The organism is Paenirhizobium naphthalenivorans (assembly GCF_007992095.1).
Taxonomy (GTDB): Bacteria; Pseudomonadota; Alphaproteobacteria; order Rhizobiales; family Rhizobiaceae; genus Allorhizobium; species Allorhizobium naphthalenivorans.
Map to the genome: position 1 here is coordinate 127,399 of NZ_BJZP01000006.1, position 21,504 is coordinate 148,902.

19 protein-coding genes are annotated in these 21,504 nt (G+C 61.2%); 13 read left to right on the forward strand and 6 right to left on the reverse strand.

Annotation, left to right across the window (positions count from 1 at the left end):
* Position 1: 1 nt before the first annotated feature.
* On the forward strand, positions 2-1,291 hold the full coding sequence (locus RNA01_RS08375) for a TRAP transporter large permease (RefSeq protein ID WP_147179519.1): 1,290 nt from the start codon (positions 2-4) through the stop codon (positions 1,289-1,291).
* A gap of 483 nt (positions 1,292-1,774) precedes the next feature.
* On the opposite strand, the gene RNA01_RS08380 is transcribed toward RNA01_RS08375, so the two are convergent.
* The 3 genes from RNA01_RS08380 to RNA01_RS08390 are packed head-to-tail and all read right to left on the reverse strand — an operon-like array spanning position 1,775 to position 6,053.
* Positions 1,775-3,415, reverse strand: a complete 1,641-nt coding sequence (locus RNA01_RS08380; protein ID WP_147179520.1) for an acyl-CoA dehydrogenase family protein — start codon at positions 3,413-3,415, stop codon at positions 1,775-1,777.
* An 8-nt stretch (positions 3,416-3,423) separates the two neighbouring features.
* On the reverse strand, positions 3,424-4,185 hold the full coding sequence (locus RNA01_RS08385) for an SDR family NAD(P)-dependent oxidoreductase (protein ID WP_147179521.1): 762 nt from the start codon (positions 4,183-4,185) through the stop codon (positions 3,424-3,426).
* On the reverse strand, positions 4,182-6,053 hold the full coding sequence (locus RNA01_RS08390) for a feruloyl-CoA synthase (protein ID WP_147179522.1): 1,872 nt from the start codon (positions 6,051-6,053) through the stop codon (positions 4,182-4,184). Before RNA01_RS08390 ends, RNA01_RS08385 begins: the two co-directional genes overlap by 4 nt.
* A gap of 161 nt (positions 6,054-6,214) precedes the next feature.
* On the opposite strand from RNA01_RS08390, the gene RNA01_RS08395 reads away from it, so the two are divergent.
* From RNA01_RS08395 to RNA01_RS08450, 12 genes are all read left to right on the forward strand, one after another.
* Entirely contained in the window at positions 6,215-7,009 is a 795-nt protein-coding gene (locus tag RNA01_RS08395; RefSeq protein WP_147179523.1) for a crotonase/enoyl-CoA hydratase family protein, read from the forward strand.
* A complete protein-coding gene (locus tag RNA01_RS08400) occupies positions 7,009-7,494 on the forward strand; it encodes a MarR family winged helix-turn-helix transcriptional regulator (protein WP_147179524.1) in 486 nt (161 codons plus the stop codon). Before RNA01_RS08395 ends, RNA01_RS08400 begins: the two co-directional genes overlap by 1 nt.
* A complete protein-coding gene (locus RNA01_RS08405; RefSeq protein ID WP_147179525.1) occupies positions 7,491-8,366 on the forward strand; it encodes an amidohydrolase family protein in 876 nt (291 codons plus the stop codon). Before RNA01_RS08400 ends, RNA01_RS08405 begins: the two co-directional genes overlap by 4 nt.
* Before the next feature lie 28 nt (positions 8,367-8,394).
* Positions 8,395-9,504 carry a TRAP transporter substrate-binding protein DctP gene (gene dctP / locus RNA01_RS08410; protein ID WP_147179526.1) on the forward strand — a complete coding sequence of 370 codons (1,110 nt, stop codon included), beginning with the start codon at positions 8,395-8,397 and terminating at the stop codon, positions 9,502-9,504.
* Positions 9,505-9,635: 131 nt separating this feature from the next.
* Positions 9,636-10,157 carry a TRAP transporter small permease gene (locus RNA01_RS08415; protein ID WP_147179527.1) on the forward strand — a complete coding sequence of 174 codons (522 nt, stop codon included), beginning with the start codon at positions 9,636-9,638 and terminating at the stop codon, positions 10,155-10,157.
* Positions 10,154-11,458: a TRAP transporter large permease gene (locus tag RNA01_RS08420; protein ID WP_147179528.1), complete on the forward strand. Its 1,305-nt coding sequence runs from the start codon at positions 10,154-10,156 to the stop codon at positions 11,456-11,458. Before RNA01_RS08415 ends, RNA01_RS08420 begins: the two co-directional genes overlap by 4 nt.
* Positions 11,459-11,564: 106 nt before the next feature.
* Complete coding sequence (locus RNA01_RS08425; RefSeq protein ID WP_147179529.1) at positions 11,565-12,629, forward strand: aromatic ring-hydroxylating dioxygenase subunit alpha; 1,065 nt, start codon at positions 11,565-11,567, stop codon at positions 12,627-12,629.
* Between the two features lie 5 nt (positions 12,630-12,634).
* Entirely contained in the window at positions 12,635-13,366 is a 732-nt protein-coding gene (locus RNA01_RS08430; protein WP_147179530.1) for a GntR family transcriptional regulator, read from the forward strand.
* A 143-nt stretch (positions 13,367-13,509) separates the two neighbouring features.
* Complete coding sequence (locus RNA01_RS08435) at positions 13,510-14,478, forward strand: PDR/VanB family oxidoreductase (RefSeq protein WP_147179531.1); 969 nt, start codon at positions 13,510-13,512, stop codon at positions 14,476-14,478.
* 100 nt (positions 14,479-14,578) lie between these two features.
* Positions 14,579-15,589: a TRAP transporter substrate-binding protein gene (locus tag RNA01_RS08440; RefSeq protein WP_210245747.1), complete on the forward strand. Its 1,011-nt coding sequence runs from the start codon at positions 14,579-14,581 to the stop codon at positions 15,587-15,589.
* Positions 15,586-16,083, forward strand: coding sequence for a TRAP transporter small permease (locus tag RNA01_RS08445; RefSeq protein WP_147179532.1), 498 nt, complete (start codon positions 15,586-15,588; stop codon positions 16,081-16,083). Before RNA01_RS08440 ends, RNA01_RS08445 begins: the two co-directional genes overlap by 4 nt.
* A complete protein-coding gene (locus RNA01_RS08450; RefSeq protein ID WP_147179533.1) occupies positions 16,080-17,384 on the forward strand; it encodes a TRAP transporter large permease in 1,305 nt (434 codons plus the stop codon). Before RNA01_RS08445 ends, RNA01_RS08450 begins: the two co-directional genes overlap by 4 nt.
* 262 nt (positions 17,385-17,646) lie before the next feature.
* Here RNA01_RS08450 and RNA01_RS08455 read toward each other — a convergent pair whose 3' ends face one another.
* The 3 genes from RNA01_RS08455 to RNA01_RS08465 form a co-directional block, all read right to left on the reverse strand.
* Positions 17,647-18,990 carry a ferredoxin reductase family protein gene (locus RNA01_RS08455; RefSeq protein WP_147179534.1) on the reverse strand — a complete coding sequence of 448 codons (1,344 nt, stop codon included), beginning with the start codon at positions 18,988-18,990 and terminating at the stop codon, positions 17,647-17,649.
* Positions 18,991-19,320: 330 nt separating this feature from the next.
* Positions 19,321-19,839: a MaoC family dehydratase gene (locus RNA01_RS08460; protein ID WP_147179535.1), complete on the reverse strand. Its 519-nt coding sequence runs from the start codon at positions 19,837-19,839 to the stop codon at positions 19,321-19,323.
* A gap of 8 nt (positions 19,840-19,847) precedes the next feature.
* Complete coding sequence (locus RNA01_RS08465; RefSeq protein ID WP_147179536.1) at positions 19,848-21,497, reverse strand: long-chain-fatty-acid--CoA ligase; 1,650 nt, start codon at positions 21,495-21,497, stop codon at positions 19,848-19,850.
* Positions 21,498-21,504: the final 7 nt, after the last annotated feature.

Here is a 21,504-nt window from a genome sequence, read left to right on the forward strand (position 1 = left end):
GATGCAGCATTGGGAAATTGGAATGATCGTTCTCTTCGGCCTGCTCCTGGCCGGATTGCCGATCTCGCTCGCCCTGACTGCCGTCGGTGTCCTTGGCACTGCGATGATCATCGGGTGGGAGCCGTCGCTGTCGTTGCTCGGTCAGACATTCTTCGACAACAGCCGCAGCTATTCGCTGTCGATCCTGCCGCTGTTCCTGATGATGGGCAACTTCGTTGTGCAGTCGGGCGTGGCGCGCGATCTCTATGAAGCCGCCTATGCCTGGCTCAGGCATCGCCGTGGCGGGCTTGCTGTTGCCACCATCATCGCCTGCGGCGGTTTTTCCTCGGTTTGCGGCTCGTCGCTTGCCACCGCCTCGACCATGGCCAAGATCTCGATGCCCTCGATGCGGCGCTTCGGTTACCCCGACGGTCTTTCCACCGCCTCGATCGCGGCGGGTGGCACGCTCGGCATCCTGATCCCGCCTTCCGTTATCCTGATGTTTTACGGCCTGATGACCCAACAGGACATTGGAAAACTGTTCATCGCCGGCATTCTGCCGGGTCTGATCGGCATCTGTCTGTATGTACTCGCGGTCCGGATGTCGATGGCCTTTGGCCGGATCGAACTTCCCGTGGAGCCCAAGCTGCCACTGAAAGAACGCATTGCGGCGCTGAAGAGTGTGTCGGGTGCTCTCGCGCTCTTCCTCTTCGTCATGGGTGGCATCTACCTCGGTGTATTTACCCCCACCGAAAGCGCCGGCATGGGCGCTGCCGGCGCTTTTCTGTTGGTGGTGATCCGTGGACGGATGAAACTCGATGAGGCGCTGGCCACGCTCTACGACACGGCCAAGACCACGGCGATGATGAATTTCATCCTGTTCGGGGCGCTCACCTTCGCCAATTATGTGAACCTCTCTGGCATGACGACGGACATGCAGGCGATCCTGACCGGTTTCGGTGATCATCCGCTCGGCGTGATCCTGATGATCACGCTGATCTATCTGGTACTCGGTTGCGTGCTCGAGGGTCTCTCGATGATCACGCTCACCGTGCCGATCTTCTACCCGATCGTCGCCCAATACGGCTTCGATCTCGTCTGGTTCGGGATCTATGTGGTGATCGTAACCGAGGTGAGCTACATCACTCCGCCCATGGGTCTCAACGCCTTCGTCCTGCGTTCGGTGGTCAAGGATGTGTCGCTCAGCACCATCTTCAGGGGGCTTTCCATGTTCCTGGTGGTGGATGTGGCGCGGCTGGCGCTGATCCTGCTTTTCCCGTCCATCGTGCTGCTGCTGCCAAGCCTGATGTGAGGGGCGAGGCACGGTTCCATCGCAAGTCTTCCGGTCGCCTTTCCGCCTCCGTGACCATGTGGTGGATACGGTCTGAAGAAGACGGGGGAGTGCTGTAACGTTGTGTGACTAAGGTCAACATTGAGCAGCAGGCCCACCTTTAGGCCAGCATCTCGATCTCGGCTCGCCATTCCACCATGACCTTGAGGTGATGGATATGGATGGCGAGCGTCGAGTTTTTGGCGTGCGGCGTGACCTGGCGTCTTGCCGCTCCATACGGCCCCGTCTATCCGTCATGCTGCGCTTTGGTGCAGGACCTTGCTCCCTTAAGCTCCCGATCTACAATCTCTTGGCGGCCTTGGTGTCGTGGCGGGTCTGCGCGATTTCATCGAAAACACAATCATTCCGGTCCACCAGCGCGTTTCGCCCGCCGATGGTCAGAAGGCCGTTAGAAAACGCGGAAGGCCCTGCAGAACAAACATTGGCGCAGGTCTCGAACGACGGTCAGGCCAGTTTGCGTCCCCGGTTTTCCGCTTCCGTCAGGGCATTGGTTCCGGCCAGCGCCTGCGCTCGCAACAGCGCCATGTACTCGCGGCCTTGCGCCAGAAGCGGTGCGGCTTCCGCCGGGTCAAGTCGGGGGGCCATCCACGCCTTGAACGCCCGCCAGGCGGCGTTCAGATAGGCGTTTGCGCCATAAAGCGCTCCCGGTTCACCCGCATGGGCCGCCATGGCATCGGCAAGCTCTGCGAAGGCTTCGATAATGGTGCGCGCTTCCGGCCGATTTTCGGTTTCCGCCCGCGCGCGCGTCAGAAACACGTCGAGCCCGCGCCGGTCGGCCCAAAGCCGCCGGATCAGAAGATCGAGCGCTTGCATGCCGGTGGTGCCCTCATAGATCGTCAGCACCCGCGCATCACGTACGCCCTGTTCCAGCGGCCATTCCTTGGTATAACCCGCACCGCCCAATACCTGAATTCCGATATCGGCAACCGCCGCGCCGGCGGCCGCGCCGAAATTCTTGATGAGCGGCAGCAGGAAGGCGGCCAAGGCTGCGGCATCGCTGTCACGGCCGTCGATCCGGGAAAGATCGAGTGTGATCGCCATTTCCAGAACGGCGGCGCGCAGAGCCTCTGTCTCGCTGCGCATTTCCGACAGCATGCGGGCCACATCCGGATGGTGCGCGATGACAACGGGGCCAGCGTCGGGCCTGCCGCCCTGGCGGCGCTCTTCGGCGTAGGCTTCCGCGATTTCGCAAGCCATCGTGGCGATACCGAGACCCTGACAGCCGGTCTGCAACCGCATCAGCTCGATCATGGTAAACAATTGTGGCAGACCGCGTCCGCGCTCGCCGATCAGGATCGCCTCAGATGTTTCAAATGCCATGGCGCAGGTCGGAGAGCCGTGCATGCCCATCTTTTCTTCAAGACGCTGAATGGTGATGCCGTTGGAACTGCCGCAGGCGCGGGTGGAGGGTACGAGAAACAGGCTCAGGCCTCGTGTGCCGTGGCGATCTTCGGAACGGGCCAGCACACAATGGCCGATGCGCGCGACAAGATCGTGATCGCCAAACGAAATCCAGATTTTCTCACCGGTGACGGACCAGCCGTCCCCGGTCTGTTCGGCGCGCATGCGGATGCGCCCGACATCGGAACCGGCATCGGGTTCGGAGATACAGATGGTCGCCGCCCATTCGCCACTTGCCAGCCGTGGCACCCATGTATCGGCGGTTTCCCGGTCGGCATGTTCCGCCAGGAGGTGGGCGGCCGCCCGGGTGGCTCCCGCCGCCATCATGAAGGCCGTGGCGTGGCGTTCGCAAAGCGGCAGCATGGCTGCCTGTAGGGTGAGCGGCAGGCCGGAGCCGCCGAATTCCTCAGGCAGGTCGAGCGCAAGCCAACCGCCTTCGGCGTAGGCGGTCCATGCCTGCCGGTAGCCGTCCGGCGTTTTTACCCGGCCCTCTTCGAGACGGCAGCCCTGCTCATCGGCGCGCGGACCAAGGGCTGAGAGGGTGTCTTCGGCCATCTTCCGAGCCGCGTCGAGAATTGCCCCCGCCGTTTCCAGGTCGCAATCCGGCCTTGCGGCGCAGAGGGTCGTCCAACCCGGTGTCGCTTTCAGCAGCCGTAAGGTCCGTTCTGCCTGATCCAGAGACATGGCGGCTCCTATTTCGGCTGCAGCCGGATGCCGCCGTCGAGGCGGATCATTTCGGCATTGAGATATTGTGTTTCCACGGCAAAGAGCACGGCGTCAGCAAACTCCGCCGGATCGCCGAGGCGGGCGGGGTAGGGAACCGACGCGGCGATGCTTTCGCGCGCCTCTTCCGGCAGCTCGCCGAGCAGGGGTGTATAGAAGATGCCTGGGGCGATCGTATTCACCCTTATACCGAAGCGCGAAAGTTCGCGGGCCACAGGCAGAGCCATGGCGACAATGCCGCCTTTGGATGCGGCATAGGCGGCCTGGCCGATTTGCCCGTCCTGAGCCGCCACGGAGGCGGTGTTGACGATGACGCCGCGCGCGTTGTCCTCAAGTGGCTCAAGTGTCGTCATCCGCGCCGCCGTCAGCCGCATCACGTTGAATGTGCCGATCAGGTTGACGCGGATCACCCGCTCGAAATCCTCAAGCGGCTGGGCCCCCTCGCGACCGACCATCCGTGCCGCCGTTCCGATACCAGCGCAGTTGACGAGGATACGCACAGGGCCGAGCGTTGCCTCGGTCTTATCGAGCGCGGCGATCACATCGGCTTCGCTGCTGACATCGCCAGCCAGACCGAGTCCACCGATCCGGCCTGCTTTCTCCATCGCCGCATCGCCGTTACGGTCGAAAATGGCCACTTTTGCGCCTTTGGTGGCCAGCGCCTGCGCTGTTGCTGCGCCAAGCCCAGAAGCTCCGCCCGTCACCAGCGCGGTAAGACCGTCAATCTTCATAGCGAGCTCTCCTGCATTTGCGGGGTGATGATGCGCGGACTTCCGCTTTTATGGAGCATGTCCACCAGTTCAGGCCGCTGCAACAGCACGGCGCGCTGGTTGACCGAACCCTTGTCGGTGACCTCGCCCTTGTCCATGCCAAGCGGGCGGCGCAGAACAATGGCGCGCATCACACGCGTGGCCGATCCGGTCGCGGCGGCGGCGTGGACGGCAAGCCTCTCGGCGATTGCGGCGCGGATGACCGGATGATCGATGACATCTTCGTCACTCAGCCCTTCTCCGTTTTCCGGCAACAGCGCCCGCAGCGCCGGTTGATACGGCACGAGCAGCGCACCCAGTTCGGTCTCGTTCTCGCCGGTGATCACGCAATCGCGGACGAGGCCCTGCATCTGGTCGATCAGCTGGGCGCGCAGTGGACCAACCGCGACCCAGGTGCCGGTGCGAAGCTTGAAGTTTTCAGCAATCCGCCCATCAAAATAAAACCCTTTGGTCGGGTCACCCGGCACGACGAAGCGCAGCGCATCGCCGATCTTGTAAAAACCTTCCTCGTCAAAGGCCTTCTCCGTCAGTTCGGGACTACGCCAGTAACCCGGCGTGATATTCGGACCTTTGAGCCGCAATTCCAGCTTGCCGCTGTTGGGCACCAGTTTCATCGTCACGCCGCGCGCGGGAATGCCGACGTTACCGGGCACATCCTGCTCCTCGGTGCAATAAAGTGAAAAGGGCGCGGTTTCGGTCGAGCCTAACCCGGTGGTCAGAAGCACCCGCTCGCCGACGGTCTCCTCTGCAAGGGTTTTCAATCGCCGCCAGGTGTGTAGTCCGAGCCCCGCGCCCGCATACATCATCAATCGCAGATTGCGGAAGAATGTCTCGCGTAGCGCCGTATCAACCTCCATGGCATCGACCAGAAGCTCAAAACCGGCCGGCACGTTGAAATACCAGGTGGGCGAGATTTCCTTTAGGTTGCGAATGGTCTCGGCCATGCCCTTGGGCGTAGGCTTGCCGTCGTCGATATAATAGGTGCCGCCGTGATAAAGGGCGATGTTGAACGCCTTGTTGCCGCTTGCGGTGTGGTTCCACGGTGCCCAGTCCACGAGGACCGGAGGTTCGTCCTTCATGAAGGCGTAGCAGTCGAGGATCATTTCCTGATTGGCGCACAGCATCTGCTGCGTCTGGATCACCGCCTTGGGAGAGCCCGTGGTGCCGGAGGTGAAGAGGAACTTCGCCACCGTTTCCGGCCCCACCTTGGCATGCGCCGCCGCCACGGCGGGACCCGGGCGGGTCTTGATCATCTCTTCCCAGAGGATCGCTTCATGGGGCGACGTGACGGGTTTGGAAACGCTGAGAATGGGAATATCCTGGCCGATCACTGCCTCGATCGCCTTCTGGAACGGCAAGCCCTCCTGGGCGAAAACCAGGCCGGGTGAGATGAGTTCCACAATGTCGCGCAGCTTGGCATGATCGCCCGACAGCAGCGAATAGGCGGGCGAGACCGCCGCGGACGGGACGCCGACATGCTGGGCGGCAAGCGCCAGCATGGCATGTTCTATGCTGTTGCCGGAAAGAATAAGAACCGGGCGGTCGAGTGACAGATTGAGATCCAAAAGAGCCTGTCCGATCTTCTCGATCGTCCAGGCGAGTTCGCCGTAGCGGGCCCGCCGCCACTGGCCGGACGCATCGCGCTGCGCCATCCATGGGCGGTCGGGCACCAGATGCGCCCAGTGGAACACGCGGTCGGTGATACGGTTGGCATGTGCGGGCAGAGGATCCTCACGCCAGATCACAGTGGCGCCGTCGGGACGCTCCTCCCACGCCAGGTGAGGCTCCCATAGACGTACGGCCCTAACACCGTCAGGTGTTGAATTCATTGTCATTTTTCTCCTCCAAAAAAACGCCTCTCCCAAGCGTCTGCGCTGAAGCGCCTCAAATATAGTTTGCAACAAAACATTTTTTATGGAAACAATCAACGCAGAAACAAAATATCTGCTGCCGGGTCGACCCGGCCCACGGCCTCAGGAGGAAGCTGTCCATGTCCGACGTCCCAAAAGACACCCTGGTCACCTATGACGTACGGGAGGGTGTCGCCTTTGTGGGATTGAACCGTCCGGAAAAGCGCAATGCGATCAGCGACCGGTTCGTGGAGGCGCTCGCCGCCACGGTTGTCCGCGCGGAGCAGGAAGCCAGGGCGGCGGTACTGTTCGGGCATGGCGACCATTTCTGTGCCGGACTGGATCTTTCCGAACATGTGGAAAAAACGCCGATTGAGGGCGTGCGCGGCTCGCGCCGTTGGCATCGGGTTTTCGAAGGAATCGAGCGCGGCACCATTCCATGGATCTCCGCGCTGCATGGCGCGGTGGTTGGCGGCGGATTGGAGCTGGCGTCCTCCACTCATGTGCGGGTGGCCGACGAGAGCGCCTTTTTCGCACTTCCAGAGGGGCAGCGCGGTATTTTTGTCGGCGGCGGCGGCTCGGTCCGTACCGCGAGGCTGATGGGGGTCGCGCGGATGAGCGATATGATGTTGACGGGCCGGGTCGCTTCCGCCCGCGAGGGCGAGGCGTGGAACCTGGCGCAATATGTCGTGCCAAAGGGACAGGCGCTTGCAAAGGCGGCGGAACTGGCCCGCAAGGCGGCCGGCAACGCCGAGCTGTCGAATTACGCCGTAATCAATGCGCTGCCGCGCATTCAGGACATGTCGTCCGAAGACGGGCTGTTCGTGGAGAGCTTCGTTTCCGCGTTCACCGCCACCAGCCCCGAGGCAACCGAGCGTCTGCGCGCCTTTCTTGAAAAACGCGCCGCGCGGATCAAACATCCGGGAGAGTTGTAATGCCTTATGACGATGCGCAGCAAACGCTGAGCCTGCCCGACGAACAGCGCATGACACTCGGTCCGCTGGGGCGCTCTCTGGGTTTCCTCCTCAGGATCTCCCAGGTGACGGTGTTCGAGAAATTCTACGCGACGCTTGGCGACCTGGGGCTGAAGCCCGGCGAATTTTCCGTGCTCTGGCTGATCTGTAACAATCCCGGCATCCGCCAGGGCGTGGTGGCGCGCAATCTGCACATCAAGAACGCGCGCATGACCAAGCTCATCCGCACCTTTGAGGACAAGGGGTTTGTCAGCCGCCTTGTGCCTGATGATGATCGCCGTGCCGTCGAGCTCACGCTGACTTCGGAAGGTCGCGCCTTTGTCGACGCGAACGCGGAGGATTTCTTCACCTATTCACAGAAGGGAAAGAGCCGGCTGACGCCCGAGGAGATGGGAGAGCTGATCCGGCTTCTGCAGAAATATACCGGAATGGAGGAAACCGAATGAATATCGACGATCTCGTCGCCATCGACATCCATACCCATGCCGAAGAGCCGTGTTGCACCCATCGCGATGATGGGTATAACGAGTTTCAGGCCGGCATGGCACGGTATTTCTGCAATCCGGCCGGCGCCGACGGCATGTTGCCGACGGTTCAGCAGACCGCCGACTATTTCCGCGAGCGCAGGATCGGCGCGGTGATCTTTCCGGTGGACGCCGAGCGCGAGACCGGTTTCCGTCGCTATTCCAACGAGGACGTGGCGAGGATCGCAGCGGAAAACTCCGACATTTTGATCCCCTTTGCCTCGATCGATCCGGCCAAGGGTAAGGCGGGAGCGCGGGAGGCGCGCCGGCTTGTGCGCGATTTCGGCATCAAGGGGTTCAAGTTCCACCCGACGATGCAGGGCTTTTATCCCAATGACCGATCAGCTTACGTGCTTTACGAGGCTATCGCGGAAGAGGGCGGGGTGGCGCTGTTTCACACCGGTCAGACCGGCGTTGGCGCGGGCATGCGCGGCGGTATGGGCATGCGGCTGAAATATTCGAACCCGATGTTCATTGACGACGTGGCGGTGGATTTTCCGGATATGAAGATCATTCTCGCGCACCCCTCTTTCCCCTGGCAGGAGGAGGCGCTTTCGGTCGCGACGCACAAACCCAACGTTTATATCGACCTGTCCGGCTGGTCTCCGAAATATTTCCCGGAAATCCTGATCAAATACGCAAACACGATCCTGAAGCGAAAAGTGCTGTTCGGATCGGACTGGCCTGCCATCACACCGGATCGCTGGCTTGATGACTTCGCGAAGATCGACATCAAGGAGGAGGTGCGCCCGCTCATTCTGAAGGAGAATGCCAAGGCGTTGCTGGCCCTTTAGAGAGGCCATTTACAAGGAGGAGGAAAACATGAAAACCCTATTGGTTGCCGCTATGGCTGCCGTATTGGCCGTAGGCGGAGCAGAAGCCCGCGCGCTGCGCGCCGCGCCGGGAGCGCCTCCGGCGCACCCGTCCAACGGTTATCTTTATGCGCCTTTGCCCAAGATTCTTGAGGAGGAATCCGGCGGCACGATGAGCGCGACGATCCTGGGTCCTGAAGTTGTGACCCTTGGTCAGATGAAAGACGCGCTGCAAAGTCAGCTTGTCGAAGTGGGCAATATGCTCCCGCTTTATTTCCCCGCCGATTTGCCGAACATGGCGCTTGCGGGCGAACTTGCCCTTTCCGGACGTGACCCGCAAGTGATGGCCGCCGCGATGACCGAATACATGGTTTTCTGCGACAGCTGCCAGAAGGAGTTGGGCAATTTCGGCGTGGTCTATCTCGGTTCCGGTTCGTCTGATGTTTATGCGCTGCTGACCAAAACGCCGGTAAAGACCGCCGAGGATCTCAAAGGCCTGCGCTTGCGCTCCGGCGGCGCTCCATTCTCGCGCTGGGCCGAACATTTCGGCGCGGTTCCGGCCAGTGTTTCAGTGAACGATCAGTTCGAAGCGATGAGCCAGGGCGTCATCGACGGTTCCATCGCCTCGGTTGCCGACCTTCTGTCTTTCCGTCTGATCGAGCTTGCGAAATCGGTGACGGTGCTGCCACTTGGCACCTATCATGCCACGTCGGATTTCACCGTTTCGAAGCTGGCGTGGGATCAGATGTCGGTCGACGAGCGTAAAGCTCTGGCGCGTTCCGCTAACCGTCTCAATCCGCTCTTCACCCATCGTTGGGGCAAAGAGATGCCCGCCGAAGCGAGCGATGCGGCGAAAAAGGCCGGCATCACCTTTGTCGAGCCGGATCCGGCGCTCCTTCAGGCAACCGAGGCTTTCGCTGAGGCCGACAAACAGACCGTTGGCGAAGTGTCGGTCGAACGCTTCGGCCTTGCCGACGCCCCCGCGCGGGTCGCCCGTTTCGACGGGCTAGTGGATAAGTGGGCCGGCCTTCTGGCGGGCGTCACGGATCCGGTCGACATCGCCAAGGTGCTTCAGGCCGAGATCTGGGACAAGGTGGATTTCGCCAGCTACGGCGACTGATCCGGCCAAAGGGCTTCCGGGCGGAGCGGTTTCCGCTTCGCCATTCAGCAAACATGTCAGAGACAACGAGTCAGGGCATTTCCGCATGTGAGGAGATGGACGTGCCCTGACCCCGTTGCCGGGAGGAAGAAATGCCTATTCAGATCGGCTTTGCCGACCGGGTGTTCCGTTTGATCGCCCTGCTGGCGTCCATCGGCATTATCGCGATGATGATCCACGTATGCGCGGACGTGATCTGGCGCACCGTTTCCGGCCGGCCGCTGCCGGCGACTGTGGAAATTGTATCGCGCTATTACATGGTCTTTGTCGCCTTCCTGCCACTTGCCTGGGTCGAGCAGCGACGCGCCATGATCAGCGTCGAAATCGCCGAGGGCTTCATGACCACTCCTGTCAGGGTTTTCTCCGACATCGCCGTGGCGCTGTTTTCCTGCGCCGTCTACGCGGTGATGACATGGACCACCTGGGAGATGGCGTTGAAGAATTACGCCACGGGCACTTTCGTCATGGCGCTGAACCAGCAGGTGCCCGTCTGGCCAAGCTACTTCCTGCCGCCGTTCGGTTTCGGCCTTGCCGCCTTCGCCACGGCGCTGCGCGGTGTGGACATCATACGCGGCGCATTCCGCGGCCAACCCGCGACCGGAGGTACAGAATGAGTGTCGAAGTCGGATTTTACGGCGTCGGAATTTTGATGATCCTGCTCTTGCTGCGGGTGCCCGTGGCATTGGCGCTGATCGGAGTGTCCTTCGGCGGGATCACGTGGCTTCTGGGATTGACGCCGGCATTGGGGATCGTCTCAAACACGCCTTACAGCTTCGTCGCAAGCTGGACAATGAGCGCCGTGCCGATGTTTGTGCTGATGGGGTTCGTTTCCTTCCACGCCGGGCTGACCGGTGGCCTGTTCGAAGCGGCCAAATCTGTCCTCGCCCGCGTGCCCGGCGGGCTCGCCATTTCGTCGATATTTGCCTGTTCCGGATTTGCCGCCGTTTCCGGCTCGTCGTTGGCCTGCGCTGCCGCCATGGGACGAATCGCCATTCCGGAAATGGTCGCGGCCGGATACCGTCCCTCTGTGGCGGCCGGAACAATCGCGGCGGGAGGCACGATCGGCGCATTGATCCCGCCCTCCATCCTCATGATCGTCTATGGCGTTTTCGCCGAAACCTCCGTCACAGAGGTCTTTCTCGGCGGCATTGGCATTGGCCTGCTGACGGCTGTCTCCTATTCGCTAATCGTTGTCGTGATTTGCCTTTTCAGGCCTGATATCATCCCTCGCCGGCTCGAGGGCGTAAGTGCTGGCGGCGGGCTTGCCGCCATCGCGCAGATATGGCCGACTCTTGTCCTCATCGGCCTGGTTTTTGGCGGATTGTTTTCCGGGCTGTTTACCGCCACCGAGGCTGGAGCGGTGGGCGCACTCGGAGCCATCGCGCTCTCCGCGCTGACCGGACGGCTCACCCGCAAGGTGATGCGCGACAGCCTGGTTGAGACACTCGCCACCTGCGCCTCGCTGTTCATCATTGGTATCGGGGCGGCGATGTTCACCCGTTTTCTCGGCGTCACCGGCCTGTCGTCCTTCATCAGCTATGCCGTGTCGGGAGCCGATCTCAGTTATCTGCAGCTTATGGCGATCATCGTGTTCGTATACATCGTGATCGGCACCTTCATGGAACCCTTCGGCGCGATGCTGATCACGCTGCCGGTGCTGCTGCCCGCCGTCGAGGCGCAGGGCCTCAATCTGGTGTGGTTCGGCGTGCTCGTGGTCAAGCTGCTGGAGATCGGCATGATCACGCCGCCGGTGGGACTGAACGTCTTCGTGATTCACTCCGTCGCCGGGCGTCATGTGTCGGTGGCGCAGATTTTCATGGGTGTTCTGCCGTTCCTTGTCGCCGACTTCATCGTTGTGGCTCTGGCGGTGCTTGTGCCCGGCCTGGTGTTGTTCTTCCCGATGTTGCTTCAGTAGTATGTATACATTCTAGGCGAATTCATCCATTTTTCGCCGTTTTATATTGAAAAAAGACAATTCATGTATACAATAAAAATCATTCAGGAGGATGGAGGAAACCGAAATGTCCGGACAGACGGGTGAGAAGACTTTTCCGGTCAACTGTTGGTACGCGGCCGCTTATGACGTGGAGCTGAATCGCAAGCTTCTGCCGCGGCGTATCTGCAACAAGCCGATGGTCATGTATCGCAAGCTCAATGGCGATGCCGTGGCGCTGGCCGACGCCTGCTGGCACCGGTTGCTGCCGCTTTCCAAGGGCGAGCTCAATGGCGACAATGTGATCTGCGGCTATCACGGGCTTGAATTCGATGACACCGGCCGCTGTGTATACATGCCGAGTCAGGAAACCATCAATCCATCGGCTTGTGTCACCAGTTATCCGGCGGTTGAACGCCACCGCTTTCTCTGGGTCTGGCCAGGCGATCCGGCGCTGGCAGATCCGGATCTGATCCCCGACATGCACTGGAACGACGACCCGGAATGGGCGGCCGACGGAAAGGTCATCCACGCCAAATGTGACTACCGGCTTGTGGTCGACAATCTGATGGACCTCACCCATGAGACATTCGTGCATGGCTCGTCCATCGGCAATCGCCATGTCGCCGAAGCGCCATTTGAAACCACCCACACTGACACCACGGCAAAGGTCACCCGCTGGATGGTCGACGTGGAGGCTCCGCCTTTCTGGGCCGCGCAACTGGGGCAGAAGGAGCATATCGATCGCTGGCAGATCATCAATTTCCAGGCGCCGTCGACGATCTGCATCGATGTCGGCGTGGCGCCCACAGGCACGGGCGCGCCCGAGGGGGATCGCTCCAAGGGTGTCAACGGCTATGTGCTGAACACGATGACGCCGGAAACCGACAAGACCTGTCACTATTTCTGGGCCTTCGCGCGCAATCACCATATCACCGACCAGAGCTGGACACACAGGCTGCGCGAGGGCGTGTCGGGCGTGTTCCGCGAGGATGAGGAAATCCTGGAGGCTCAGCAGAGGGTGATCGACGAGAACCCCGACCACACCTTCTACAATCTCAACATCGATTCCGGTTCGATGTGGGCGCGCAAGCTGATCGACCGCATGATTGCCCGCGATGACGGACCGGCGCGGCAGATTGCGGCGGAGTGAGCGACATGTCGTCAGACGGGATCAACCAGACACATCGGGCCATCATGGCGCTCAGGGAACGCATTCTCTCCGGCGCTGTCGAACCCGGCGGTCGTCTTTACGAGGTCCCGCTGGCGCGTGAGCTTGACCTTTCCCGCACTCCCCTGCGTGAGGCCTTGTCGCGGCTTGAACAGGAAGGTTTGCTGGAACGGGGCGTAAACGGCGGATATACCGTTCGCCGCTTTACGGTCCAGGACGCGATAGACGCCATTGAGCTCAGAGGCGTTCTGGAGGGAATGGTGGTGCGCATGGCCGCCGAGCGCGGCGTGACTGCCGCCGGGTTGTCACGGCTTCAGGGCATCGTTCTGGAGCTGGACGATGTGGTGGCCGCGGGACCGGACCTGCTCGATATCGACCGCTATGCCGACCTGAACAATGCCTTTCACGATGGCCTTCTGGACCTGGTGGAAAGCGATCTCATGAAACGGGAAGTGCAGCGGTCGCGAAGGCTTCCCTTCGCGTCTCCCAATGCGTTCCTCGTCGATGACGAGAGCGTGATGGCCTTTCGCGCCTCGCTTGCCGGAGCGCAGGCACAGCACCGCGGGATTGTCGAGGCCATTGGCGCGCGCGAAGGCACCCGTGCCGAAGCGCTGGCGCGCGAGCATACAAGGCCCGCACGTCGCAATCTTGATTGCATACTGAAGCATGATCGGCGGCTAGTGGAGACCGTCCCAGGCCTGCGGCTGGTCGTACTCTGACACTTTGAAAGTGCCATTGTTCGCGATGAGAGAAACGGAACCGTTCTTTCACCCGGCTGCCAGTGTTTCGGAAGATACCGGTCCGATGTGGACCAACACAGTTGAGGGCCTGCGGAGAGGAGCCGCCGGCAAGGGAGGAACCGATGAGATCGCAGAGTGAATGGCGGCAGGCGGCTGTCGCCAGCGTGGATAATATTGCCGAGGACGTGCGCCGGGTGGTGTTCGATGTTACCGGGGAGGTGCCGAAATTCGATGCCGGGTCGCATCTGAACATTCGTGTGACGATCAACGACCAGCCGGCGATCCGCACCTATACCGTGGTCCCGTCCGGGCCGGGGCAGCTGGCGATCGCGGTGAAACTGCATCCGCAAAGTCGGGGAGGCTCACACTTCATCTGGGGCCTGAAGCCGGGCGACGGCGTGGCGCTGACGCTTCCGGAGAACCGGTTCGAGCTTTCCTGGCGGGCCGGCCATTACCTGCTGCTCGCTGGCGGCATCGGCATCACGCCGATCTATGGCATGGCACGGGCGCTTGCCGCGCATGGGACATCACTGAAAATGTGCTATGGCGCGCTGAACCGAGCATCGATGCCATATCTCTCCGAACTTGAGACGCTTCTGGGCGATCGTCTTGCCGTGTTCGAGGCCGAGCGCGACGAGACCATCGACCTTCAGGCCGAAATCGACGACTTGCCCGAAGACGGCGAGCTTTATGTCTGTGGCCCGCTGGGCATGCTGGAAGCCGTCAAGCGCGTCTGGGCCGCCTCTGGCCGTCCCGTTTCGCGGCTGCGCTACGAGGTGTTCGGCGACAACGGCAAGTTTGCCGAGGCAACCTTTGAAGTCGAGGTGCGCAACCGGAATATCACCGTCACCGTTCCACCGGACAAGACCCTGCTTGACGCGCTTGAGGAGGCCGGCGTCGAGACGATTTCCGACTGTCGGCGGGGCGAATGCGGCCTTTGCGCAGTCGGTATCGACAGGCTCGACGGTGAGGTGGATCACCGTGACGTGTTTTTCAGCGATGAGGAAAAGGCTGGAAACAAGGCGATGTGCGCCTGCGTATCGCGGCTCGTTTCGGGCCGCGCCGTGATCGACATCGGGTACCGGGCCTGAAGCGCCGGAACACGAAAATTCTGCGAGATTGAAAGATTGGAGCGCCGGGACGGCGTCTAGCGCTCCACGCTGCGTTGTATAGGAAAAACGGGAGGATATCTTGAACGCACGTCTCTTCTCCATGGCCGCTCTTGCCGCCATGACCTTTTCTCTGGCGACCGGCGCATCGGCCGAGGAGCATCTGAAATTCGCCCATTGGGCGGCGCCGAACCACACATTGCAGCCGGCGATCATCGAGCCGTTCTCGAAAGCCGTTTCGCAAGCGACCGGTGGCGAACTCGTCGTCGATGTCTATCCCGGCGGTGAGCTGGGCAAGGGGCCGGCGGAGCAATATATCCGCGCTGTCAAGGGTGTTGCCGATCTGGTCTGGGGTCTGCCTGGCTACACCTCGACGCAATTTCCGTTGTCGATGATCGTGGAACTTCCGGGCGTGGTGGACGAGGCAGGGTCCGGCTATGACGCCATCTGGCGCGCTTATGACGATTATCTCACCGGCGAATATCCGGGCACGGTACCGATCGCGCTCTGGGCGGCCGAGCCGAACCTGCTGATCATGGGGTCGAAATCCGTAAGAACTCTCAATGACATGGCAGGCCTTAAGATCCGTGTTTCCGGTGAGGTGGCGGGCAAGCTGATCGAGGCGCTGGGGGCAACGCCGGTGCAGATGCCGGCCACGGAAATGTACACCGCGCTGCAGACCGGGCTGATTGACGGTGTGCTGACCGGGGCCTCGGCAATCCGCGATTTCCGCCTCGACGAGATCGCCAATGTCTATGTGCAGGGCCCGCAGCTCGGCAATATCTCGTTTTACGTGGTGATGAACGAAAAGAAGCTGAACGGCCTGCCCGAGAATATGCGCGCGGCCGTGCTGGCCGAGGCCGGGCCGGCGCTTTCAAAAAGCGGCGAGGACAACTGGAATCGTGTGGCCGAAGAGGTTCTGGCTGAGCTCGAGGCCAATCCAAACAAGACCGTCATCACGTTGAACCCGGAGGAAAGCGCGCCATTTGACGCGATCACGCTCAAGGTGCGCGATGAGGCGATTGCCGATCTCGACGCCAAGGGCCTGCCGGCAAGCAAAGTCCTGAGCGCAATGACCACGGCCGCCCAATGACGATGCTGCGGTTCTTCGCAAAAGGCGCCGACCTTCTGGCCGGCGCCGCAGCCATCCTGGCGGGCATTTCGCTGCTGTTCATCACCGCTGTCATTCTGATCGATGTCATCGGCCGCTATTTCGGCTCACCATTTTATGGCGCCCGCGACCTGGTGCAGATGGCGGCCGTCATCGTTGTATTCGGCGGCATGGCCTATGCCGACCGCAACGGTGGACATATTCAGGTCGATATACTCGAACAGGTCTTTTCGCCCGGGCTGAACCGGGTTCTGACCGCAGCCGGTTATATGATCGGGGCTGTCGTTTTCGCGCTGATCGGCTGGAATATGTGGGCGGCGGCGGAAATGTCGGCGCTCTTGAACATGTCCACCAATCTCCTCAACCTGCCACGCGGGCCATTTGAACAGATCACCTCGATTCTGGCATGGGCCACCGCGCTCTGTCTGGTGGAGCGGGTTCTTGACCGCGTCTTCGGCGCGAAGGGGGCAAAATGAGCGGCGTCGGTATCGGTGTTGCCGGGCTGGCGGTCCTGTTCGTGCTTCTGGCGCTCAGGGTGCCGGTGGCCTTCGCCATGTTTCTCGTCGGCCTTGGCGGCATGGCTATCCTCAATGATCTCCCCTCGGCACTGAGCCTGCTGGCGAGCGAGAGCTTTTCAGTTGCCAGTTCGGCGGAACTGATCATTATTCCCATGTTCATTCTGATGGGCAATGTCGCCACCGAATCCGGCATGAGCCGCAAGCTCTATGACAGCGCCTATGCCTGGATCGGCTCGATCCGCGGCGGACTGGCCTCGGCGACGATCCTCGGCTGCGCGGGCTTTGCGGCGCTCTCGGGGTCTTCCGTGGCCTCCGCGCTGACCATGGGGCGGGTGTCGCTGTCGCAGATGAACCGTTTCGGCTATTCGCACCGTCTTTCCACCGGAGCGGTGGCGGCAGGCGGAACGCTCGGCATTCTGATCCCGCCTTCCACGGGTTTCGTGATCTATGCCATCCTGACACGCGAATCCATCGGCAGGCTGTTCATGGCGGGCATTCTTCCGGGCATCATGCTGGTGGCACTGTTTGTGCTCACGATCTGGCTCATTGCCATCTTTCGCCCCGCCGACGCGCCCGCCGGCGAGCGCACGACCTGGCGGCAGAAGTGGCAGGCGACCATCGGTGCGGCCCCCATCACCCTCATCGTCATTCTGACCATCGGCGGTATCTATCTCGGCGTGTTCTCGCCGGTGGAAGCCGCAGCCGTCGGCGCCGGGCTTTCCGTGCTGTTCGGTTTCACGCTCGGGGAAATGACCGTGTCCAAACTGGCCAGTGCGGTCATGGATACGGTCGCGACATCCTCAACCGTGTTGCTGATCCTGATCGCCGCCTCCGTTATGGGACCTTTTCTGGCGCTGAGCCATATCCCCGCGGCGGTGGGCGATTTTCTGACCGGTCTTGATATCGGCCGCTATGGGGTCCTGATGCTGATCCTGCTCAGCTATCTGGTGCTCGGCTGTTTCCTTGAAGGTTTCGCCATGCTGGTGCTGACCATGCCGATCTTTTTTCCGGTGATCGTCAGCCTTGGCTTCGATCCGATCTGGTTCGGCGTTGTGGTCGTGCTGACACTGGAGATGGGATTGATCACCCCACCGGTCGGGATCAATGTCTTCATTGTGAAATCCGTGGCTCGGGATGTGGCGCTGATCGACATCTTCCGCGGCGTCTTTCCGTTTCTGCTGGCCATGCTGGCGGCGGTCGCGCTGCTGATCCTGTTTCCGTCCATCGCGCTTTTGATCCCGCAGACGATGTTCGGATAACGTGGTGATGGCCGACAGGGCATCACTCGACGCCCTCTATCAAAGCCCGGCTAAAAGGCTCGTGGAGATTTGATCGTGAGGGGAGGTGCATGATCCCAGCCATTCAGAGACCGAGAGGAACACGGAAATAGAGCCAGCCGCCGTGGGTGGTGGGTGATTACGTCGGCTGGCAATCAGTGGCGACGAGGCGTTGGATCAGCGCGGCAGAGCCAACCCCGGTCTTCCAGGACCTCTCTCGACAATCGTTGCGTTGGCACCGCCATCAGCGCATCTGAAAGAGTTCCTGGTGGAAACGCTGTTTGACGTTCATGCCCTTGGCCGCAAAATCGGCCCGCAAGGCGTCACCGAAGCCGGGAGGGCCGCAGAACCATATGCTTGCTTCCTGCCAATCGGGCACGGCTTCGCGAATCCGGTCGGCGGTCAGGCGCCCATGCTTGCTCTCGATCAGGACATGGAAGCGCACATTTGAAGCTTTGGCATCCTCCGCCAGCTTCCGCAGCGCTTCCGAATCTTCGTCCCTGGTGCTGTGGAAGAGGTCGATCTCTATCTTGCGTGCGTCCTGCGGATGCTGCGCCAGATATTTCATCCGCGCGATAAACGGCGTGATGCCGATGCCGCCGCCGATCCAGATTTGCCGTGAACAGTCGTCGTCGAAGGTGAAACAGCCGTAGGGCCCTTCGATCCGCACTCTCTGCCCGATCTTGAGTTTCTGCACCAGGCCAGTCGTATGGTCTCCGAGTTCCTTGGTGACGAAGGAGATCTTCGGGTCTTTCGCATCCCAGGCGGAGGCAATCGTATATGGATGCGCGCCCTCCCGAGGGTCGGAAACGACGAAGGCGAACTGGCCGGGCTTATGTCCTCTCCAGCCAGTTTCCATGGTGATTGCCGTCTCGAGCGAACGCACGCCGGGATAGTGCTGCATGCTTGCTATCGTACCATCGACACGGCGGCGCGCGCCGATCCGGCGAAACAGCGAGACGATCGCGGCATAGCTGCCGGCAGCGACCATGATGACCGTCACCGCGCCAAGCGGCGTTAGCCAGTCGCTGAAGTCCAGCAAGACGATGGTATGGAAGGCCAGGATGAGATAAAGAACCGGGAACAGGCGGTGGATCTGATAGAACCACCGATAGGGGATCTTCTCGATCAGCGCGATTGAGATCAGCAGCACGGACAGATAGAAGGCCCATTCTCCGAGCCCTTCCGCGGTACCGCGCATACTCATCAGGAAAGCCTGTACCGGATCTTCGATCTGGGGACGCTCGCCGCGCGTTCTCTGCGCCATAAGGCCCAAGCTTACGGCCCATTTGGGGAGCTGGGTCCAGATCCAGTGCACGAGCGAAAGCACCAGAGCGCCGATGCCTGCCCATTTGTGCAGGCGGTACATCTTGTCGACGCCCCCTAACCACGGCTCCACCAACGGAGACCGCAGGGCGAGTATGATCGCCAGCGTCATGCACCCGAATGCCAGAACGCCGCTATACTGGATGAAGGCGTTACGCAGCGTAATGAAGGTTTGCGGCTGAAAAACATCCGGTGAAGCCGCCAGCCATAGAATTGTCAGCAGGGCGAGATAGCCCCAAAATACCGCTTTCAGACGAGACATGCCAACAACCTTCCTTCCCCCACAGACCAAAACCCTTGCTGGTTTGTAGCGCGAACACCAATGTCGCAATTTGACTTATCGCAAACCTACCGCATCGAAATGGCAGCGTCACCTTGAGTCGAGTAGGGCGCGGCTCAGGCGTGATGGGGCCTGTTCATATCAGCCTTTCGCAGCTTGCGGTGTTCGACAGTGGTCATCGGGCTGCGGTGGAAGATGGCGGACGTTGGCAATCAGGCCAATCCCACACTGCCATGAGCAAGGGCCGCCGCAGGCGTCGACATTATCGACGTCTGCGAGGTCCGCAAAAGTGTTTGCGGCATGCCCGGTGCCTCATCCCTCGTTGGATCGGCGCAATACCGCTGCGGACGGTGAACCAACCGCGAAATTCGCGTCAGAACCCTCTTTGCTCCAAGCGACGATTTTCGGACTGAAGACCTGCACGAGTTCACCATCCTGATTGACGGTCTCGCAACGCAGCGTGACCATGCCGCGTTCCGGGCGGGACCGGGACGGGGTCACAGCGGTGACTTCGCTGCGCAGGCGGATCGCGTCGCCGGGGCGGGTGGCGCGCGGCCAGGAAATCTCGCCGCCGGCGCCGACCAGCCCCCGCGCGAAGGGCACGCTTTGAACGAGAAGCCGCATGGTCGTGGCGGCCGTGTGCCAGCCACTGGCGGCAAGCCCGCCGAACAGGCTCTCCACCGCCAGTTCCTCGTCGAGATGGAAGAATTGCGGGTCATAGCGGCCCGCAAATTCCTTGATTTCCTCAATCGTCAGGACATGAGACGAACTTTCGAAAGTCTGGCCGACTTCGATGTCCTCGAGATAGAGTGCGATCGCTTTCTCCATCATGCCGTTCCCTAGCCGATGATGCTGTCGTCGGGCGTGACGCTGGCATATTCCTTGAGAACGATGTCGCGGATCGCGGTTTTCAGCAGCTTGCCGGTTGCCGTGTGGGGCAGTTCGTCAACGACGATGACATCGTCGGGAATGCTCCATTTCGAGATCTTGCCGGCATAGTGCTCGATCATGTCGTGGCGGCTGAAGGCTGCGCCGGGCTTGAGGATGACGACGAGAACTGGACGCTCGCCCCAACGCTGATCGGGCTTGGCGACGACAGCAGCCTCCTTGATCGCCGGATGAGCCTGGGCGATGTTCTCCAACTCAATCGAGCTGATCCACTCGCCGCCCGATTTCACCACGTCCTTGGTGCGGTCGACGATCTGCACGAAGCCGTCCTCGTCCATGGTGACGACGTCGCCCGTGTTGAACCAGCCGGGGACCTCATGGGCGGGGCTCTCCGGCGTGTTGTAATATCCGGCCGCGACCCAGGGGCCGCGCACCATCATCGCTCCAAAGGCCTTGCCGTCGCGGGCGATCGGCTTGCCGTCTGCGCCATCGACCCGGAATTCCATGCCGTAAACCGGGCGCCCCTGCTTGGCTTCCAGCATCAGCCTCTGTTCGGCGGAGATCGAGGCATGCTTCGGCATCAGGCAGGCGGCAAGTCCGATAGGGCTCGTTTCGGTCATGCCCCAGGCATGGCGAACCATGACGCCCATGTTATGGAAACGGCTGATCATGATCGGCGGGGAGGCCGAACCGCCGATGGCGACGCGCTTGAGGCTGGTGAAGTGCTGTCCGTGCGCATCCATCCAGTCGAGCAATCCGAGCCAGACGGTGGGGACACCGGCGGTGACGGTCACGCCTTCGGCCTCAAACAGGGCGTGGAGACTGGCGCCATCGAGGTTCGGGCCCGGCAGGACAAGCTTGGCGCCGGCCATCGGGCCGGAGAACGGCACACCCCAGGCATTGACGTGGAACATCGGCACGATCGGCGAAAGCACGTCGTTGGCGGACAGGCCGAGCACGTCGGGCATGCTGCTCGACATGGCATGGAGCACGCTGGAGCGATGGCTGTAGAGGACGCCCTTCGGATCGCCGGTGGTGCCGGAGGTGTAGCACAGACCGGAAGCGGTGTTTTCATCGAAGACGGGCCAATCGAACTCGTCGGACTCGCCTGCGATCAGCGTCTCGTAGCAGGTCAGGTTCGGCAGCACCTCCGACGTGGGCATATGGGCCTCGTCGGTCATGACGACGATCGCCTTCATGCCCGTCAGACGGTCGGCGATGCCTTCGAGAAGCGGGAGGAAGGTCAGGTCGGAGAAGATCACACTGTCGCCAGCATGTTCGACGATATAGCCGATTTGCTCCTTGAACAGACGAGGGTTGATCGTGTGGCAGACAAGACCAGAACCGGACACGCCATAATAGAGTTCCAGGTGGCGATAGCCGTTCCAGGCCAGCGTCCCCACGCGATCGCCAAATTCGAGACCCAATCGCTTCAAGGCATTGGCGAGCTTCTGGCTGCGCTTCGAGAGGTCCGTGTAGGTATAGCGGTGGATCGGCCCCTCGACCGTCTTCGAGACGATTTCGGTCTTGCCGTGATAGGTCGCCGCGTGACGCAGGATCGTCGACACCAGCAGCGGTGAATCCATCATCATTCCGAGCATGTTACTT

Excerpts from the sequence above, each read along its gene's own strand:
- RNA01_RS08375 (WP_147179519.1), top strand. The coding sequence starts at position 2 with ATGCAGCATTGGGAAATTGGAATGATCGTTCTCTTCGGCCTGCTCCTG.
- RNA01_RS08380 (WP_147179520.1), bottom strand. The coding sequence starts at position 3,415 with ATGTCTCTGGATCAGGCAGAACGGACCTTACGGCTGCTGAAAGCGACA.
- RNA01_RS08385 (WP_147179521.1), bottom strand. The coding sequence starts at position 4,185 with ATGAAGATTGACGGTCTTACCGCGCTGGTGACGGGCGGAGCTTCTGGG.
- RNA01_RS08390 (WP_147179522.1), bottom strand. The coding sequence starts at position 6,053 with ATGAATTCAACACCTGACGGTGTTAGGGCCGTACGTCTATGGGAGCCT.
- RNA01_RS08395 (WP_147179523.1), top strand. The coding sequence starts at position 6,215 with ATGTCCGACGTCCCAAAAGACACCCTGGTCACCTATGACGTACGGGAG.
- RNA01_RS08400 (WP_147179524.1), top strand. The coding sequence starts at position 7,009 with ATGCCTTATGACGATGCGCAGCAAACGCTGAGCCTGCCCGACGAACAG.
- RNA01_RS08405 (WP_147179525.1), top strand. The coding sequence starts at position 7,491 with ATGAATATCGACGATCTCGTCGCCATCGACATCCATACCCATGCCGAA.
- dctP (WP_147179526.1), top strand. The coding sequence starts at position 8,395 with ATGAAAACCCTATTGGTTGCCGCTATGGCTGCCGTATTGGCCGTAGGC.
- RNA01_RS08415 (WP_147179527.1), top strand. The coding sequence starts at position 9,636 with ATGCCTATTCAGATCGGCTTTGCCGACCGGGTGTTCCGTTTGATCGCC.
- RNA01_RS08420 (WP_147179528.1), top strand. The coding sequence starts at position 10,154 with ATGAGTGTCGAAGTCGGATTTTACGGCGTCGGAATTTTGATGATCCTG.
- RNA01_RS08425 (WP_147179529.1), top strand. The coding sequence starts at position 11,565 with ATGTCCGGACAGACGGGTGAGAAGACTTTTCCGGTCAACTGTTGGTAC.
- RNA01_RS08430 (WP_147179530.1), top strand. The coding sequence starts at position 12,635 with ATGTCGTCAGACGGGATCAACCAGACACATCGGGCCATCATGGCGCTC.
- RNA01_RS08435 (WP_147179531.1), top strand. The coding sequence starts at position 13,510 with ATGAGATCGCAGAGTGAATGGCGGCAGGCGGCTGTCGCCAGCGTGGAT.
- RNA01_RS08445 (WP_147179532.1), top strand. The coding sequence starts at position 15,586 with ATGACGATGCTGCGGTTCTTCGCAAAAGGCGCCGACCTTCTGGCCGGC.
- RNA01_RS08450 (WP_147179533.1), top strand. The coding sequence starts at position 16,080 with ATGAGCGGCGTCGGTATCGGTGTTGCCGGGCTGGCGGTCCTGTTCGTG.
- RNA01_RS08455 (WP_147179534.1), bottom strand. The coding sequence starts at position 18,990 with ATGTCTCGTCTGAAAGCGGTATTTTGGGGCTATCTCGCCCTGCTGACA.
- RNA01_RS08460 (WP_147179535.1), bottom strand. The coding sequence starts at position 19,839 with ATGATGGAGAAAGCGATCGCACTCTATCTCGAGGACATCGAAGTCGGC.
- RNA01_RS08465 (WP_147179536.1), bottom strand. The coding sequence starts at position 21,497 with ATGCTCGGAATGATGATGGATTCACCGCTGCTGGTGTCGACGATCCTG.